The following is a 14,401-nucleotide window of genomic DNA, read 5'->3' on the forward strand; positions in this document are numbered from 1 at the left end:
AAACGCCCATCAACCGGCAATTTTGACTGGTTTTGGCCGGGCCTGCCAGCCGCGGGCGAGATGCACCAGAAGCGAGGCCGCTACGCTCACACCGCCGATCCAGCCGAGGTCGTTGGGCGACAGGGTGGCCAGCACCGCGCCGCCGAGGGCCCCGCCGATGGCGAAGCCGAGATACATGGCGGAGGCGTTGAGCGAGAGGGCGATCATCGAGGCCTGCGGCTCGATCCGGATGATGCTGGCGATCTGGGCTGGATAGAACGCCCAGCCCGAGATGCCCCAGAGGAAGATCGCGCCCAGCACGGCGTAATGGGCCTGGCCGGGCATCAGCTTCAGGGCCAGCGAATGCAGGATGAGGGCGCTCGCCATGCCGGCGAGCCCGAGCGCTGCGGTCGTGAGCGTGCCGAGCCGGTCGGCCAGGACGCCACCAAGCATGTTGCCGATCGCCGCCGCGCCGCCAAACACCAGCAATGCCAGGCTGATCTGCGAGGCGTCGAAGCCGAGATTGCGCAGTGGAACCGCGAAATAGGTGAATACGGTGAAGCCGCCGAGCGCCCATAATATCGTGATCAAAAGTGCGACCACGACATTGCCGTGGCGCGCCACCGCGAGCCGCTCGCCGAGCGAAGCCGTGTTGCGCGGCAGGCCGCGGGGCAGGCCGAGCAGGAGGCCCGCGAGCGCGACAGCGCCGATCAGGGCAACCATGGCAAAGGTCGCGCGCCAGCCGAGCAGGCTGCCGACGAGATTGCCGAGGGGAACGCCAATGACAGTCGCGACCGTGAGTCCGGAGGTGACCAGCGCCACCGCGCGGCCCCGCCGTTCGGGCGATGCGATGGCGATCGACACGGCGAGGGCCGTCGGCATGCACAGGCCCGAACCCAGCGCCATCAGCATCCGGGAGGCGAGCAGCAGGGCGTAATTCGAAGCCACCATCGCTGCGAGGTTTCCGGCGATGAAGGTCGTCAGCGCCAGGGCCAGCACGGTGCGGCGGTCGATATTGTTCAGCGCCACCGCCAGGATCGGGGAGCCCACGGCATAGGTGAGGGCGTAGGCGGTGACGAGCTGGCCGGCGGCGGGGACCGAAATCGACAGATCACCCGCGATTGCAGGCAAAAGCCCAGCAATCACAAAGCCTTCAGTACCGATCGCAAAGGCTCCCAAGGCCAGCCAGAACACGCTCATTGGACCACATCCCTAGTTCAACGCTTATTGAACAATTGAATGTACAAAGGTGGCGATGTCAATCTGTTCAAGAACTATTGAACAATGCGGCCGCATCGCTATGATCTCAGGGTCATGAGCCGCACGCCTCTCCACCCCACCCGCGAGCAGATCGAGCTGCCGATGGTTCTGGATTGCCTCAGCGATCCGATCCGGTTGGCAATCGTGTACCAGCTCGCAGCGCAGGAACGTGTCAGCAGCGAACTCTGCTGCGGCGATTTCAGTGGGCTCGGGGGCAAGTCGAACCTTGCCTATCACTTCGCCAAGCTGCGCGAATGCGGCCTGATGCAGACGCGCGTGGCCGGCACCAATCGCTTCATGCGATTGCGCCGCGAGGATCTGGATGCACGCTTTCCGGGCCTGCTGGACGCGGTGATCGGCTCCGCGGCCAAGGATGCCGAGCGGCTGCACTTGTTGTCGGAGGGGGATGTGGTCGAGGCGGATTGAGGTTCGAGCGGGCAGTCCGTCTTCGCTTGCGCTTCGCTCCAGCTACGCCGGACACGCTTCGTCCCTTCGGGACTCGCGTGACTGCGCCACGCGCAGCCCCGTAGGGGCGAAAAGTGGAGACCCGGCCTGGATTTGAACCAGGATGAAGAGCGTTGCACCGCCCTCGCGTAGACGCTTCCGCCACCGGGCCACAGCGATCATGTCCGATTGCAGTGCGACAAGCCACAACGGCTAATTGTTATGCTTAACGAACCAGGGGCGGCCGCGCGATGAAGGTCATGCGCCAGCGATTATGGCCGATATTGGTGTGGGCGCGCTGGACCGCGAAGCCGGCTGCGCTCAGCTTGGCGGTGATCTCGTCCTCGCTGTAGCGCTGCAGCCCGATGCGCGTGCGCAGTTGACGATAATCCGACAGCGCGGTGCTGATTAGCCCGATCAGCGCGTCCTTCAGAAAACCGTGGCGCAGGCCGAAGCCGAGCAGCGCCATGACATCCCTGAACATGCCGACATTGGGCTGCAGGATGTCCCCCAGCACCAGCTTGCCGGAGGGCCGCAGGATCCGGCGGATGTTGAGGAGCGCGGCATCGAGCTCCTCCGGCGCCATGTATTGCGCGACCGAGTTCATCACCACGAGGTCGATGGATTGGTCCTGCATATTGCGGACGTCGTCGAGCGAGCGGACGCGGATCTTGGTGTTCGGGGCAAAGCGCGCGATCAGCCGGCCGCGCACGCCGGGCGCTGGCTCGGCCAGGATCAGCTTGCCGCAGGCGGCCGCCACCTGGTTCGCCGACAACGCCTCGCCGCAGGCGTAGTCGAGCACGGTCGCCTCGGGCGAGGCGATGTAGCCGATAATGTCCCGCGCGATGATCTGGAAGTGCAAGTCACGATGCAGCTTGCTGACATAGATCGTATGCGTCGAGTCGTAATAATCGATCCAATCGTCCATGGTATCCGCCCAGCGGTTCCTGTCTGGGAACCGCGCTGCCCGCCTTGCGTTAGGGGTGCGACGGCGCGCCGTCAATGTCCGCGTCCTAACAGGAAGGTCTCCCGTGAGCAAAACCAACAAGGTCTCGCCCGATCTCGATACCCCCACCGATCTGTCGCCCGACGGGGTCAAGAAGGTCTCGGAGGCGCTCAACGTGCTTCTGGCCGACGCCTTCGCGCTGTATCTGAAGACCAAGAACTTCCACTGGCACATCAGCGGTCGGCATTTCCGCGACTACCATCTGCTGCTCGACGAGCAGTCGGACCAGATCTTCGCCACCACCGACCAGCTTGCCGAGCGCGTCCGCAAGATCGGCGGCACCACGCTGAAGTCGATCGGCCAGGTCGCAAAGCTCCAGACCATCAAGGACAACAACGAGGACTACGTCCCGCCGCGCGAGATGCTGCGCGAGCTGATGCAGGACAACAAGCACGTCGCAGCCGCGATGCGCAAAGCCCATGAGGTCTGCGACGATGCCGGCGACGTCGCCAGCGCCAGCATCCTCGAAGTCTTCATCGACGAGACCGAGCGGCGGACGTGGTTCCTGTTCGAGGCGACGCGGCAGGAAGGTGGCAACGAGGCGTAAGGGGTGCTGCCGTAGGTGGATTGGAAGGCGTAACCCACCTACGGCACCTTTCTCCTGGCTATCGCCACAGCCTCATCAACGCGCCATCCTTCCCCGTCACGGGATCCGCGGGCGGCAGCGCGACTTGCGGAATCGTCTTCAGCGCCTTGGCGTGGTTCTCCGGCGTCGCCCTTGTGATCTCCATCTTGCTGCCTGGCGGATAGGCGCCGATCACGCAGAAATCGTTGCTCGCCTTGATGCATTGATGCCCGGTGCCGGCAGGCAGGATCGCGACGTCGCCGGCCTTGATGTCCAGCTCCTGGCCGTGGTCGCCGCCGAAGCGGACGCGGGCGCTGCCGCGCGCGACGCCGAGCACCTCGTGCACCGTCGCGTGATAATGCAGATAATCGTAGACGCCGTTGCGCCAGGTGCCGCCCCAGCCGTTCGCCTCGAACAGATCTTCGATGGTCGCTTCCGGCTGCTTCGGATCAAGCTTCACCGCGGCTTGGTAGACCAGGAACGGACGGATGTTGTTCGGCGTAAGGCCGTCGTCCTCGAACACGATGGCGAGTGGCTCGGCGTTGTCGCGGACGACGGACATGGCGGGGCTCCTGCGCGAATCTAGCAGGGATCAACGAGGGGCGTGAGGCGGCGTTCCTCGCTCCTCCGTCAATCCGGGGCGACGCGTGAGCCCGGAATGACAAGAGCCCGGGACAAGGCCCGGGCTCGATGTCGTCAAAGCAGCTGCGGAAGAGCGCGCCCTACGCGCTCTTCTTCTGCCGCATCAGGTCCGCAAAGCGCTGGAACAGATAGTGCGAGTCGCGTGGACCCGGTGAGGCCTCGGGGTGGTACTGCACCGAGAACACCGGCTTGCCGTCGAGCTGGATGCCGCAGTTGGACCCATCGAACAGCGAGATGTGGGTCTGCGTCGCTCCCTTCGGCAGCGTTGCCTCGTCCACCGCAAAGCCGTGGTTCATCGAGGTGATCTCGACCTTGCCGGTGGTCTCGTCCTTCACGGGGTGGTTGGCGCCGTGATGGCCCTGATGCATCTTCTTGGTCTTGGCGCCGACGGCCAGGCCCAGCATCTGGTGGCCGAGACAGATGCCGAAGGTCGGCGTGCCCGACTTGATGACGTCCTGGATGACAGGCACGGCATATTTGCCGGTCGCAGCCGGATCGCCCGGACCGTTGGATAGGAACACGCCGTCCGGATTCATCGCCAGGATGTCTTCGGACGAGGTCGTCGCCGGCACCACCGTCACTTTGCAGCCGACGCCGGCGAGCAGGCGCAGGATGTTGCGCTTGATGCCGTAGTCGATGGCGACGACGTTGAACTCCGGCTTGTCCTGGCGGCCAAAGCCCTTGTCCCACAGCCAGGGCGTTTCGTCCCAGGTGAAGCGCTGGCCGCTCGTGACCATCGGCACGAGGTCCATGCCTTCGAGGCCGGGCCATTCGCGCGCTTCTTCCTTGAGGCCATGCAGGTCGAACTCGCCGTTCTTGGCGTGCGCGATCACGGCGTTGGGCATGCCCTTGCTGCGGATCAGTGCGGTCAGCGCGCGGGTGTCGATGCCGGAGAGACCGATGATGCCGCGTGCCTTCAGCCACTGGTCGAGATGCTTGGTGGCGCGGTAGTTCGAGGGATCGGTGATCGCGGTGCGCAGGATCACGCCGCGCGCGCCCGGCGTTGCCGCCATGTTCACCGTCTCGATGTCTTCCTCGTTGGTACCGACATTGCCGATATGCGGGAAGGTGAAGGTGATGAGTTGGCCGGCATAGGAGGGATCGGTGAGGATCTCCTCATAGCCGGTCATCGCGGTGTTGAAGCAGACTTCACCGACGGCGTGGCCTTCGGCGCCGAGACCAAAGCCTTCGAGCACCGTGCCGTCGGCAAGCACCAACAGCGCGGTCGGTTTGTGGTCCGGCCAGGCGGGATCGTTGTCATGTTGTGTCATGAGCGCGTTTCATAGTCTCCGCGGGCGCCGCCGTCAAAGCGGGAGAGGCCCGATTCACATGCGTTTTTGCATATTTGACAGGCCTCCTCGGCCGCTTAAGCTCGGTCGCATAATTTCCGGCAATTTGAGGGGCTTGCGAGGCAATAATGGACCAGACCACCCCGATCGTGCTGGTTCCGGGGTTGGCCTCCTCGGCCCGGATCTATGCCCCCGTCGTCCCGGCGCTGCGGCGGTTCGGCCCGGTGATGATCGCCAACCATATCCGCGATGACAGCATGGCGGCGATCGCGGCCCGGGTGCTGAGCGAGGCGCCGCCGCGCTTCGCGCTCGCCGGCCATTCCATGGGCGGCTACATCGCGCTCGAGATCATGCGTCAGGCACCCGAGCGGGTTGTGAAACTCGCACTGATCAACACCCAGGCCCGGCCCGACACCGCCGAGGCGACCGCACGCCGCCGCGGCCTGATGGAGCGCGCCAGGCGCGGCGAGCTCCGCGCCATCCGCGAGGAGAGCTTTCCGGAGCTTGTGCATCCGTCGCGACGCGACGATGCCGAGATCCTCGAGCTGGTTCATGCGCAGGACGAGGATGTCGGCGTCGCGGGATATCTGCGGCAGCAGGCCGCGATCATCGCGCGGGTGGATTCGCGCCCGACGCTTTCCGCCATCAGCTGTCCGACATTGGTGCTGACGGGCGATGCCGACAACACCATTCCCAACGCGTTCTCGATAGAGATGGCCGAGGGCATCGCCGGCGCAAGGCTCAAGGTTCTCGAGCGCTGCGGACACCTGCCGCAAGCCGAGCAGCCGGACGCGACAGTGCGTGCGCTCACCGAATGGCTCGGAACCGAGGTTGTCTAGGCGCCACGAACGGCCTAGATCAGGCCTCAGATATTCGAAGGGATCACGATCATGCTGCGCGACGACATCAACAATGCGGTCAAGGAGGCCATGAAGGCCAAGGACGAGCGCAAGCTGTCCACGCTGCGCATGGTCAACTCGACCATCAAGAACGCCGACATCGAGGCGCGCGGCCAGGGCAAGCCGCCGCTGTCTGACGCCGATCTGCTCGGTGTCTTTCAGAAGATGATCAAGCAGCGCCAGGAATCGGTCGAGCTCTACGACAAGGGTGGCCGCGCCGAGCTCGCGGCCCAGGAGCGCGAGGAGATCGCGGTGATCTCGGCGTACTTGCCGAAGCAGATGGCCGACGACGAGGTGAGGAAGGCGATCGCGGATGCGATCGCCGAGACGGGCGCAGCCGGCATGAAAGACATGGGCAAGGTGATTGCCGTGCTGCGCGCGAAATACGCCGGCCAGATGGATTTTGGGAAGGCCAGCGGTTTGGTGAAGGCGGCGTTGTCGGGCTAGGCCGTCATTCCGGGGCGACGCGAAGCGTCGAGCCCGGACTCCATCAGGCCGCCAGCCCTGTTGCTCAATGGATTCCGGGTTCGTGCTTCGCACGCCCCGGAATGACAAAAAGAAACTGGGAGGCACGATGACCGCGATCAAACCGTTCCGCATCGCCATCAGCGACGACATCCTCACCGACCTCAAATCGCGCCTCGCGCGTACGCGCTGGCCGGAGGCGGAGCTGGTCGACGACTGGAGCCAGGGCGCGCCGCTGAAATGGATCCGGGAGATCTGCACCTATTGGGCGAATGACTATGACTGGCGAGCGCGTGAGGCCAAGCTCAACCGCTTCGAGCAGTTCACCACCGAGATCGACGGGCTCGACATCCATTTCATTCACGCACGCTCCAAGGAGCCGGCCGCGCTGCCGCTGATCATCACTCATGGCTGGCCCGGCTCGATCGTGGAATTCCAGAAGGTGATCGCGCCGCTGACCGATCCCGCCTCGCATGGCGGCGATCCCGCCGATGCGTTTCACGTGATCTGTCCCTCGCTGCCGGGTTTCGGCTTCTCGGCCAAACCCAAAGAGACCGGCTGGGGCGTCGACCGCATCGCCGCGACCTGGGCCAGGCTGATGGAGCGGCTGGGCTATGCGCGCTACGGCGCGCAAGGCGGCGACTGGGGCTCGGCGGTGACGACGTCGCTCGGCGCGCAGGACGCGGCGCATTGCGCCGGCATCCACATCACGCTGTCCTTCAACTCGCCACCGCGCATCGAGGGCGAGCCGACGGCGGAAGAGAAGCGGGCGCTCGCCGGCCTCAAGCATTATGTCGACCTCGACTCCGGCTATTCCAAGCAGCAATCGACGCGGCCGCAGACACTCGGCTATGGCCTGACGGATTCGCCGAGCGGGCAGGCGGCCTGGATCCTGGAAAAATTCTGGGCCTGGACCGATTGCAACGGCCACCCCGAGAACATCTTCACCAAGGACGAGCTGCTCGACAACGTCATGCTCTATTGGGCGACGGAGACCGCGACCTCATCGGCCCGGCTCTACTGGGAAAGTTTTGGCAAGCGCCGCACCACGCCTGTCGTCAAGGTGCCGACGGGCGTGGCCGCCTTCCCCAAGGAGATCATCACGCCGGTGCGGCGCTGGATGGAGCCGAACTTTCCTGACATCACGCATTGGAGCGAGATGGAGAAGGGTGGCCATTTCGCCGCGTTCGAGCAGCCGGAGCTGTTCGTGCGGGATGTCAGGAAATTCTTTGCGACGGTGCGGTAACGTCATCCCGGGGCGACGCGCTGGCGTCGAACCCGGAATCGATCAGGCGGCGTTTCGTGTGGCTTGATGGATTCCGGGCTCGCCCCGCGGGCGCCCCCGAATGACGGGACTTTGTTCCGCGCCCCTGTGGCTCTAGACTACACACCAACAAGACATCGGGAAACGATCCGGCCCATGCTGACCGAAGCCGCAACCTACGACGAACTCGTCTGCAATTTCCGCTGGGACATCCCTGAGCGCTTCAACATGGCGGAGGCGTGCTGCGATCGCCATGCTGACGGCTCGGGCCGCCTCGCGCTGGTCTATGTCGACGACAACGGCGCAACCAGCCGCACCTCCTTCGACGAGGTCGCCGAGATGTCGCGCCGCTTTGCCAATGTGCTGAAGGCGGACGGGCTTATGCGCGGCGATCGCGTCGCGGTGTTCCTGTCGCAGTCGCTGGAATTGCCGGTCGCGCATATGGCGGCATTCCGCTCCGGCCTGATCTCGATCCCGCTGTTCGCGCTGTTCGGCGAGGATGCGCTCGAGTTTCGCCTGTCGAATTCCGAGGCAAAGGCTATCGTCACCGACGAGGGCGGCTGGGAGAAGCTCGCGAAGATCCGCGATCGCCTGCCGCAATTGAAGACCGTCTATGTCGTCGGCGACCGTGCACCGGCGGGCACGACGTCGTTCTGGGGTGCAATCAAGGCCGCTTCGCCCAACTTCGCGCGGGTCGATACCTCCGCGGATGATCCCGCGCTGATCATCTACACCTCGGGCACGACGGGCAATCCGAAGGGCGCGCTGCACGCGCACCGCGTCGTGCTCGGTCATCTCCCGAACGTCGAGATGTGTCACAACTTCCTGCCCAGGCCCGGCGATCTCATGTGGACGCCGGCGGATTGGGCGTGGATCGGTGGCCTCGTCAACGGCCTGCTCGCGTTCTGGTACCACGGCATCCCCCTCGTCGGCCATCGCGCACGGAAGTTCGGGCCGCAGGCGGCGATGCAGATGATGGCCGATCTCGGCGTCCGCAACGTCTTCCTGCCGCCGACGGCGCTCAAGCTGATGCGGCAGGCCGGGGTGAAGCATCCGGGTGTCAAGCTGCGCAGCATCTTCACCGGCGGGGAATCGCTCGGCGGCGAACTGCTCGGCTGGGTACGCGAAACCTTCGGCATCGACGCGCATGAGGTGTTCGGCCAGACCGAGTGCAATCTCGTGATCGGCAGCAACTCCAATCTGTTTCCGATCCGCCCCGGCGCGATGGGCAAGGCGACGCCGGGCTTCGACGTCCGCATCGTCAACGACAAGGGCGAGGAATTGCCGCGCGGCCAGCGCGGCATCATCGGCGTGCGCCAGCCGTGCCCCGTCACCATGCTCGAATACTGGCGCAATCCGGATGCGACAGCGAAGAAATATGCCGGCGCGTTCCTGCTCACCGGCGATCTCGGCGTGCAGGACGAGGAAGGCTACTTCTGGTACGTCAGCCGCGAGGACGACGTCATCACCACCGCGGGCTATCGCGTCGGCCCGTCCGAGATCGAGCACACGCTGATGAAGCATCCCTCGGTGGCCATGGCCGCGGTGGTCGGCATTCCCGATCCGATCCGCACCGAATCGATCAAGGCGTGGATCGTCTTGCGGCCCGGCTTCAGCGCCGGCGACGCGCTGGCGCGCGAGATCCAGGAGTTCGTCAAGGTGCAGCTTGCCGCACACGAATATCCGCGCTTCGTCGCATTCGCCGAGACGCTGCCGATGACGGCGACGGGCAAGGTGCTGCGGCGCGAGCTGCGAGCCAAGGGCTGACGTCCACGATGGCAAAGACTTCTCAAGCCGCGGGACTTCACCGCGCCTCGCTCGACAAGCTGCACGATCTCGATGCGGCGCTCGAACTCATGTACTACGGCTGGCGCGGCATGACGCTGGAAGCCGACGAATACCTCGCGAAGCAGGGCCTGTCGCGTCCGCACCATCGCATCCTCTACGTGGTGGCGCGCCGGCCCGACATCGCGATCGGCTCGCTGCTCGAGGTCCTCGGCATTTCCAAGCAGGCCCTCAACCGGCCGCTCAATCTGCTCTTGGAGCGCAAGCTCGTGACGTCGAAGCGCTCGCCCGAGCAGCATCGCTCGAAGCTGCTGCGCCTGACGGCCGCCGGCCAGCGCATCGAGCAGCGCGCCTCCGACCACGAGCGCAACGTCATGCGCAAGGCGTTCGATCGCGCCGGGTCGTCCAGTACGGCGGCATGGATGGCCGTCATGGAGGCGATTGCCGACCATAACTGACAGTCTCAAGTCAACGTAGTTGACATGAAGATCGTGCTTTGCCATTCTCCGCGCCATCGAGCGAGGGGAGGGCCGCGTCATGAGCGGACAGACGATGAATCGCGCGGCCGCCGAATCCTTTGTCGCGGCATGGTGCGCGAGCTGGCGCAAGGTCGATATCGACGCCGTCGTCGCGCATTTCGCCGAGGACGCGCAGATGCGCAGTCCTCTGGCGTTGACGCTGACCGGCTCGCCGGTCGTGAGCGGTGCCGAAAACATCCGCGCCTATTGGCGGAAAGCCTATGGCCACATCGAAAGCGCCGACCTCAGGATATTGAGCTGGAGCTGGGACGATACGATCGCGCGGTTGGTCGTCTGGTGGCAGCTCGGCGACACCCGCGCCAGCGAGTTCATGGATTTCGACGATGCCGGCCGCGTCGTACGCAGCGAAGCCTTTTACGGGAAATAACCATGCGTCTTTCCGATATCGTCCTGCTTCTCAACACGCTCTGGTTCGTCGGTGCCTTCGTCCAGTTCAGCATCGCGCAAACCAACACGCTGAAGATCCTGCTGCCGCGGGAGGAGCGCGGCAATCCGATCGCTCCGACCCTGGCGGCCAGCGTTGCGTTCCTCGGCGGCATGAACCTGCCGATCGGTCTGCTGTCGTTCTACCTTCTGGCGGCGCGTCCGTCCTTCTTCCAGCCGGTCGAGGCGCAGATCGTGCTGTTCCTGTTCTTTGCCGCCTGCCATTTCAGCCAGTTCGTCTACAACGTTCCGGTGCTGATGCGCGGCGGCCGCGTCGGGGTGGCCTACTGGCCGGTGCTGAAGGGTCCGATGCTGCGGATCTTCGTCATCGACGCGGGTCTGTTTGCGGCCAATCTCGCCGTGGGGATTCTGCTCGCGTCGCGCTTCTGACTATCGCGGCGCCGCCGCCAGGGCGGACCGCAGCATCGCGGCAAGATCCTGTCGTCGGAACGGCTTTGTCAGAATGCGAGCGTCGACCCCGTCCGGCGTCTTGACGGGATCCTGGCTGTAGCCCGAGGTGAAGAGCACCTTGAGATCGGGCCGCAGCACGGTGGCTTGTCTTGCGAGCTCCGGCCCGAACATGCCGCCGGGCATCACCACGTCGGTGAACAGCAACCGGACGTCGTCGCTCTGCCGCAGCAATTCCAGCGCCGCGGGCCCGTTCGACGCCGTGATGACGCGGTAGCCGAGCGTCCTGAGCTCGTTCTCGATATAGGCGCGCACCATGTCGTCGTCTTCGACGAGGAGAATGGTCTCGTGGTCCGCTTGCGTGACGGTCTGCTCCGCGGGAGGCGGATCTTCGCTCGGCGGTGTTGCGAGACGGGGAAAGAACAGCCTGACGACGCTGCCTTGTCCCGGCTCGGACTGCATCTGCACGAGTCCGCCGGATTGTCGTGCAAACCCGTAGACCATGCTCAGGCCGAGGCCGGTCCCCTTGCCGACCTCCTTGGTCGTGAAGAACGGCTCGAATGCGCGTCCCAACACTTCGCTGCTCATGCCGCTTCCGGTGTCCTTCACGGACAGCATGACGTAATCGCCCGGACGCGCTTCACCGTTGACGTCGATGTCGGTCTCACCGAGCGATGCGTTGCTCACCTCGACCATCAGCTTGCCGCCGTCAGGCATCGCATCGCGCGCGTTGAGCACGAGGTTGAGCACGGCGGTGGCCAATTGGCCGGGATCGACGCTGGCGAGCCACAGATCGGGCGCGAATGTGAAGCTCGATTCGATGTGCTCGCCCAGCGTCCTCCGAAGAAGCTGCTTCATGCCGGTGACCTGCTCGGCAATGTCGATCTCTCGCGGTCTTAGCGGCTGCTTGCGCGCGAAAGCGAGAAGGCTTCGTGTCAGGTCGGAGCCGCGCTCGGCGGCGGTCGCAATGTCGTTGGCGATCCGATGCAATTCCTTGTTGCCCGCCAGCCTGTCGGCGAGATGTTCCGAATTGCCGAGAATGACGGTCAGGAGATTGTTGAAATCATGCGCCACGCCGCCGGTGAGCTGGCCCATCGCTTCCATCTTCTGGGACTGGCTGAGCTTGTGGCTGAGATCGGCGATTGCGGCACGCTGCTGCTCGAGCGATTCCGCCGTGCTGTTGAGCAGGGTCATCAACCCGCCGAGCTCTCCGCCCGGGTGAGGCTCTGGAATGCGCGCGCTGAGATCACCGCGCCCCAGGCGCTTCGCCATGGCAGCGAGCCGCCCGACCTGACGTCCGATGCTCACGGTCGTGAGGATCCAGAGGCCGCCGAGGAGCAGCAGCGAGGCCACCGCGAGAATTGCCATGTCCTCGTAAAGTCGGCGGTTCGCGGCCGCGACCAGGACGTCCTTGGATCGCCCGACCAGGATGTAGAGGCCGGCCTTGCGGATCGCGGGCGAGCGGGCAACGCCCCATATCCGGGTCCGGCCCCCGCCGTCGGTGACCTCTCGAAATGGCTCGCCATCGGGCGCTGCGGCGAAGCGGAACAGGTCGGAGCCGGCGATCGATCCGCCGACGGGCACGCTCCAGCCGCCGCCCTTGGGGGCGGCCAGCACCGTTCCCTTAGCGTCGACGAACAGGATGTCCTTCTCCGCGAGCAGCCGCTTGTCGTGAAACTCGGCGAACTTGTTCAGGTTGAAGGACGCGAGCAGCACGAACTTCAGCGCTCCTGTCTCCGATCGCACGGGATAGGCGATCTGGAGCACGGACAGGCCGGTGAGGCGGCCGAACACCGGCTCGACTGCGACGACGCCTTGAAGGGTCTTGACCTCTTTGAAATAGCCGCGGTCGTTCAGGTCGAGCGTGCGGTTGGTCCGCAGCGAGTCGCAGAACAGGTGGCCGTCGGGATCGATGGTCAGGATACCCGTGAACTGCGGATATTCCTCGCGGACATCCGACAGAAATGCCGAGCACGCCGCCTTGTCGCGCGTGTCGAGGTCGCGGGCCCGGGCGAGCCCATAATGGAGCTGGGCGGTGCCCTGAATCTTCTCGCCGAGATCACTTGCGATGTCGTCGGCGGATGCGGCCAGATTGGCCAGCGCGGCGTCGATCTCGCTGGCTCGGTTCTGCATGAACCGCAGCCCGACCAGGATCGCCGGCACGAGCATGGCCGCGATGACGAGGATCAGTAACCGGGTACGCAGGCTCATCTGTTGGGCGGTCTGTTCTGATCGTCACGCGCGCGGCTTGAAGGTAAAATTTGCGGACGATTGTCTGTGCAGTCCATAGGAATCTGCTCGAAAATCGCACAGAAGACTAAAGAATTCGAGCCGCCGCCTTGTCGCCTTCGTGGGCCGGCGCCGTTCTCGCCCCGTCATCGGCCGTCAAGTTGCGCCCGCGGGCGGCAACGCTAATATCGCGTTCAATCTGCGCGCGACGAAAGATCGCGCCGATGTGGGGAGGAATGCTGATGTCCATCTCGGGCAAGGTCGATCCGGTGGTCCGTCCCGTCGCGGTGACCGACATCGCCGAGGCGCTGGTCGAGGGCCTGCGCGATTTCCAGGCGCTGCCGCTGTACGGTCTCTGCTTCGGCGTCCTTTACGCGGCCGGCGGCATCGCCATCATGCTGTGCTTCACCGCCTTCGGCATGGTCTATCTGGTCTATCCCCTGGCGGCAGGTTTCGCGCTGATCGGACCGTTCGTGGCCATCGGCCTCTACGAGGTCAGCCGCCGCCGCGAGCGCGGCGAGCCGGTCTCCTTCGGCGCGGTCTGGTCCGCCGTGCGCTCGCGCAGCGAGATCGGCTGGATGGCGTTCGTCACGCTGTTCGTGTTCGTGGTCTGGATGTACCAGGTGCGGCTCCTGATCGCGCTGCTGCTCGGCCTGCACGCCTCGTTCTCGAGCCTTCAGGAATTCATGACGGTGGTGCTGACGACCAATGAGGGCCTGCTGTTCCTCGGCATCGGCAACGCGGTCGGCGCCGTGCTGTCGCTGATCCTGTTCTCGCTGACCGTGGTGTCGTTTCCGCTGCTGCTCGACCGCGAGGTCGATTTCGTCACGGCGATGGTGACGAGCGTGCGCGCGGTGGTGACGAGCCCGCTGCCGATGATCTCCTGGGCCGCCGTGATCGTGATGCTGCTGATCGTCTCGGCGTTGCCATACTTTCTCGGGCTGATCGTGACGCTTCCGGTGCTGGGGCATGCGACCTGGCATCTCTACCGGCGGCTGGTGGCGCCGGTCGGGTAGTGTCGTTCCGCTGCCCTTCTTCCTTCTCCCCTTGTGGGAGAAGGTGGCGCGCAGCGCCGGATGAGGGGTCCCTATCCGCATGCACTGATGCGAGAGCAGTGCTCGTTGATAAATACCCCTCACCCGTCTCGCCGCTATCGCGGCGAGCCACCCTCTCCCGCAAGGGGGAGAGGGGAAGAAGCGGCCGC

General features: G+C 64.9%; 15 protein-coding genes and 1 tRNA gene. 10 read left to right on the forward strand and 6 right to left on the reverse strand.

Features of this window, described 5'->3' with window-relative positions; genetic code table 11:
* Nucleotides 1–9: 9 nt before the first annotated feature.
* Nucleotides 10–1,179 (reverse strand): MFS transporter, encoded by a 1,170-nt coding sequence (locus tag ML401_RS06245; RefSeq protein WP_285810680.1) that lies wholly within the window; start codon nucleotides 1,177–1,179, stop codon nucleotides 10–12.
* Nucleotides 1,180–1,293: 114 nt separating this feature from the next.
* On the opposite strand from ML401_RS06245, the gene ML401_RS06250 reads away from it, so the two are divergent.
* Complete coding sequence (locus tag ML401_RS06250) at nucleotides 1,294–1,665, forward strand: helix-turn-helix transcriptional regulator (RefSeq protein WP_063197133.1); 372 nt, start codon at nucleotides 1,294–1,296, stop codon at nucleotides 1,663–1,665.
* Between the two features lie 114 nt (nucleotides 1,666–1,779).
* On the opposite strand, the gene ML401_RS06255 is transcribed toward ML401_RS06250, so the two are convergent.
* Together ML401_RS06255 and ML401_RS06260 are read right to left on the reverse strand one after the other, a co-directional pair.
* Nucleotides 1,780–1,855, reverse strand: a tRNA-OTHER gene (locus tag ML401_RS06255).
* 54 nt (nucleotides 1,856–1,909) lie between these two features.
* Entirely contained in the window at nucleotides 1,910–2,611 is a 702-nt protein-coding gene (locus ML401_RS06260) for a class I SAM-dependent methyltransferase (protein ID WP_211418440.1), read from the reverse strand.
* Between the two features lie 103 nt (nucleotides 2,612–2,714).
* Between ML401_RS06260 and ML401_RS06265 the strand changes: the two genes are divergently transcribed.
* A complete protein-coding gene (locus ML401_RS06265) occupies nucleotides 2,715–3,236 on the forward strand; it encodes a Dps family protein (RefSeq protein WP_194406168.1) in 522 nt (173 codons plus the stop codon).
* Nucleotides 3,237–3,294: 58 nt separating this feature from the next.
* Here the strand turns inward: ML401_RS06265 and ML401_RS06270 are convergent, their stop codons facing one another.
* On the reverse strand, nucleotides 3,295–3,816 hold the full coding sequence (locus ML401_RS06270) for a cupin domain-containing protein (protein WP_194406169.1): 522 nt from the start codon (nucleotides 3,814–3,816) through the stop codon (nucleotides 3,295–3,297).
* A 160-nt stretch (nucleotides 3,817–3,976) separates the two neighbouring features.
* Nucleotides 3,977–5,167, reverse strand: a complete 1,191-nt coding sequence (gene carA, locus ML401_RS06275) for a glutamine-hydrolyzing carbamoyl-phosphate synthase small subunit (protein WP_285810683.1) — start codon at nucleotides 5,165–5,167, stop codon at nucleotides 3,977–3,979.
* Between the two features lie 146 nt (nucleotides 5,168–5,313).
* Between carA and ML401_RS06280 the strand changes: the two genes are divergently transcribed.
* From ML401_RS06280 to ML401_RS06310, 7 genes are all read left to right on the forward strand, one after another.
* Nucleotides 5,314–6,024 carry an alpha/beta fold hydrolase gene (locus tag ML401_RS06280; RefSeq protein WP_285810684.1) on the forward strand — a complete coding sequence of 237 codons (711 nt, stop codon included), beginning with the start codon at nucleotides 5,314–5,316 and terminating at the stop codon, nucleotides 6,022–6,024.
* Nucleotides 6,025–6,075: 51 nt separating this feature from the next.
* Nucleotides 6,076–6,531: a GatB/YqeY domain-containing protein gene (locus ML401_RS06285; protein ID WP_259216158.1), complete on the forward strand. Its 456-nt coding sequence runs from the start codon at nucleotides 6,076–6,078 to the stop codon at nucleotides 6,529–6,531.
* Between the two features lie 127 nt (nucleotides 6,532–6,658).
* Entirely contained in the window at nucleotides 6,659–7,795 is a 1,137-nt protein-coding gene (locus ML401_RS06290) for an epoxide hydrolase family protein (protein WP_285810685.1), read from the forward strand.
* A gap of 174 nt (nucleotides 7,796–7,969) precedes the next feature.
* The gene (locus ML401_RS06295; protein ID WP_285810687.1) at nucleotides 7,970–9,580 is read left to right on the forward strand and encodes an acyl-CoA synthetase; all 1,611 of its coding nucleotides are present in this window, start codon (nucleotides 7,970–7,972) and stop codon (nucleotides 9,578–9,580) included.
* Nucleotides 9,581–9,588: 8 nt separating this feature from the next.
* Nucleotides 9,589–10,056, forward strand: coding sequence for a MarR family winged helix-turn-helix transcriptional regulator (locus tag ML401_RS06300; RefSeq protein WP_211418433.1), 468 nt, complete (start codon nucleotides 9,589–9,591; stop codon nucleotides 10,054–10,056).
* Nucleotides 10,057–10,135: 79 nt separating this feature from the next.
* Nucleotides 10,136–10,504, forward strand: a complete 369-nt coding sequence (locus tag ML401_RS06305; protein WP_285810689.1) for a nuclear transport factor 2 family protein — start codon at nucleotides 10,136–10,138, stop codon at nucleotides 10,502–10,504.
* 2 nt (nucleotides 10,505–10,506) lie between these two features.
* Nucleotides 10,507–10,950, forward strand: coding sequence for a hypothetical protein (locus tag ML401_RS06310; protein WP_211418431.1), 444 nt, complete (start codon nucleotides 10,507–10,509; stop codon nucleotides 10,948–10,950).
* Here ML401_RS06310 and ML401_RS06315 read toward each other — a convergent pair whose 3' ends face one another.
* Nucleotides 10,951–13,179 (reverse strand): ATP-binding protein, encoded by a 2,229-nt coding sequence (locus tag ML401_RS06315; RefSeq protein ID WP_285810691.1) that lies wholly within the window; start codon nucleotides 13,177–13,179, stop codon nucleotides 10,951–10,953.
* Between the two features lie 260 nt (nucleotides 13,180–13,439).
* Between ML401_RS06315 and ML401_RS06320 the strand changes: the two genes are divergently transcribed.
* A complete protein-coding gene (locus tag ML401_RS06320) occupies nucleotides 13,440–14,213 on the forward strand; it encodes a DUF2189 domain-containing protein (RefSeq protein WP_212068037.1) in 774 nt (257 codons plus the stop codon).
* Nucleotides 14,214–14,401: the final 188 nt, after the last annotated feature.

The sequence above is a fragment of the Bradyrhizobium sp. 62B genome (genome assembly GCF_030272265.2).
Classification (GTDB): Bacteria; Pseudomonadota; Alphaproteobacteria; order Rhizobiales; family Xanthobacteraceae; genus Bradyrhizobium.

Coding starts and splice junctions, on each gene's coding strand:
- ML401_RS06315 (WP_285810691.1), bottom strand. CDS start 13,179: ATGAGCCTGCGTACCCGGTTACTGATCCTCGTCATCGCGGCCATGCTC.
- ML401_RS06245 (WP_285810680.1), bottom strand. CDS start 1,179: ATGAGCGTGTTCTGGCTGGCCTTGGGAGCCTTTGCGATCGGTACTGAA.
- ML401_RS06305 (WP_285810689.1), top strand. CDS start 10,136: ATGAGCGGACAGACGATGAATCGCGCGGCCGCCGAATCCTTTGTCGCG.
- ML401_RS06270 (WP_194406169.1), bottom strand. CDS start 3,816: ATGTCCGTCGTCCGCGACAACGCCGAGCCACTCGCCATCGTGTTCGAG.
- ML401_RS06290 (WP_285810685.1), top strand. CDS start 6,659: ATGACCGCGATCAAACCGTTCCGCATCGCCATCAGCGACGACATCCTC.
- ML401_RS06310 (WP_211418431.1), top strand. CDS start 10,507: ATGCGTCTTTCCGATATCGTCCTGCTTCTCAACACGCTCTGGTTCGTC.
- ML401_RS06285 (WP_259216158.1), top strand. CDS start 6,076: ATGCTGCGCGACGACATCAACAATGCGGTCAAGGAGGCCATGAAGGCC.
- carA (WP_285810683.1), bottom strand. CDS start 5,167: ATGACACAACATGACAACGATCCCGCCTGGCCGGACCACAAACCGACC.
- ML401_RS06260 (WP_211418440.1), bottom strand. CDS start 2,611: ATGGACGATTGGATCGATTATTACGACTCGACGCATACGATCTATGTC.
- ML401_RS06300 (WP_211418433.1), top strand. CDS start 9,589: ATGGCAAAGACTTCTCAAGCCGCGGGACTTCACCGCGCCTCGCTCGAC.
- ML401_RS06295 (WP_285810687.1), top strand. CDS start 7,970: ATGCTGACCGAAGCCGCAACCTACGACGAACTCGTCTGCAATTTCCGC.
- ML401_RS06320 (WP_212068037.1), top strand. CDS start 13,440: ATGTCCATCTCGGGCAAGGTCGATCCGGTGGTCCGTCCCGTCGCGGTG.
- ML401_RS06280 (WP_285810684.1), top strand. CDS start 5,314: ATGGACCAGACCACCCCGATCGTGCTGGTTCCGGGGTTGGCCTCCTCG.
- ML401_RS06250 (WP_063197133.1), top strand. CDS start 1,294: ATGAGCCGCACGCCTCTCCACCCCACCCGCGAGCAGATCGAGCTGCCG.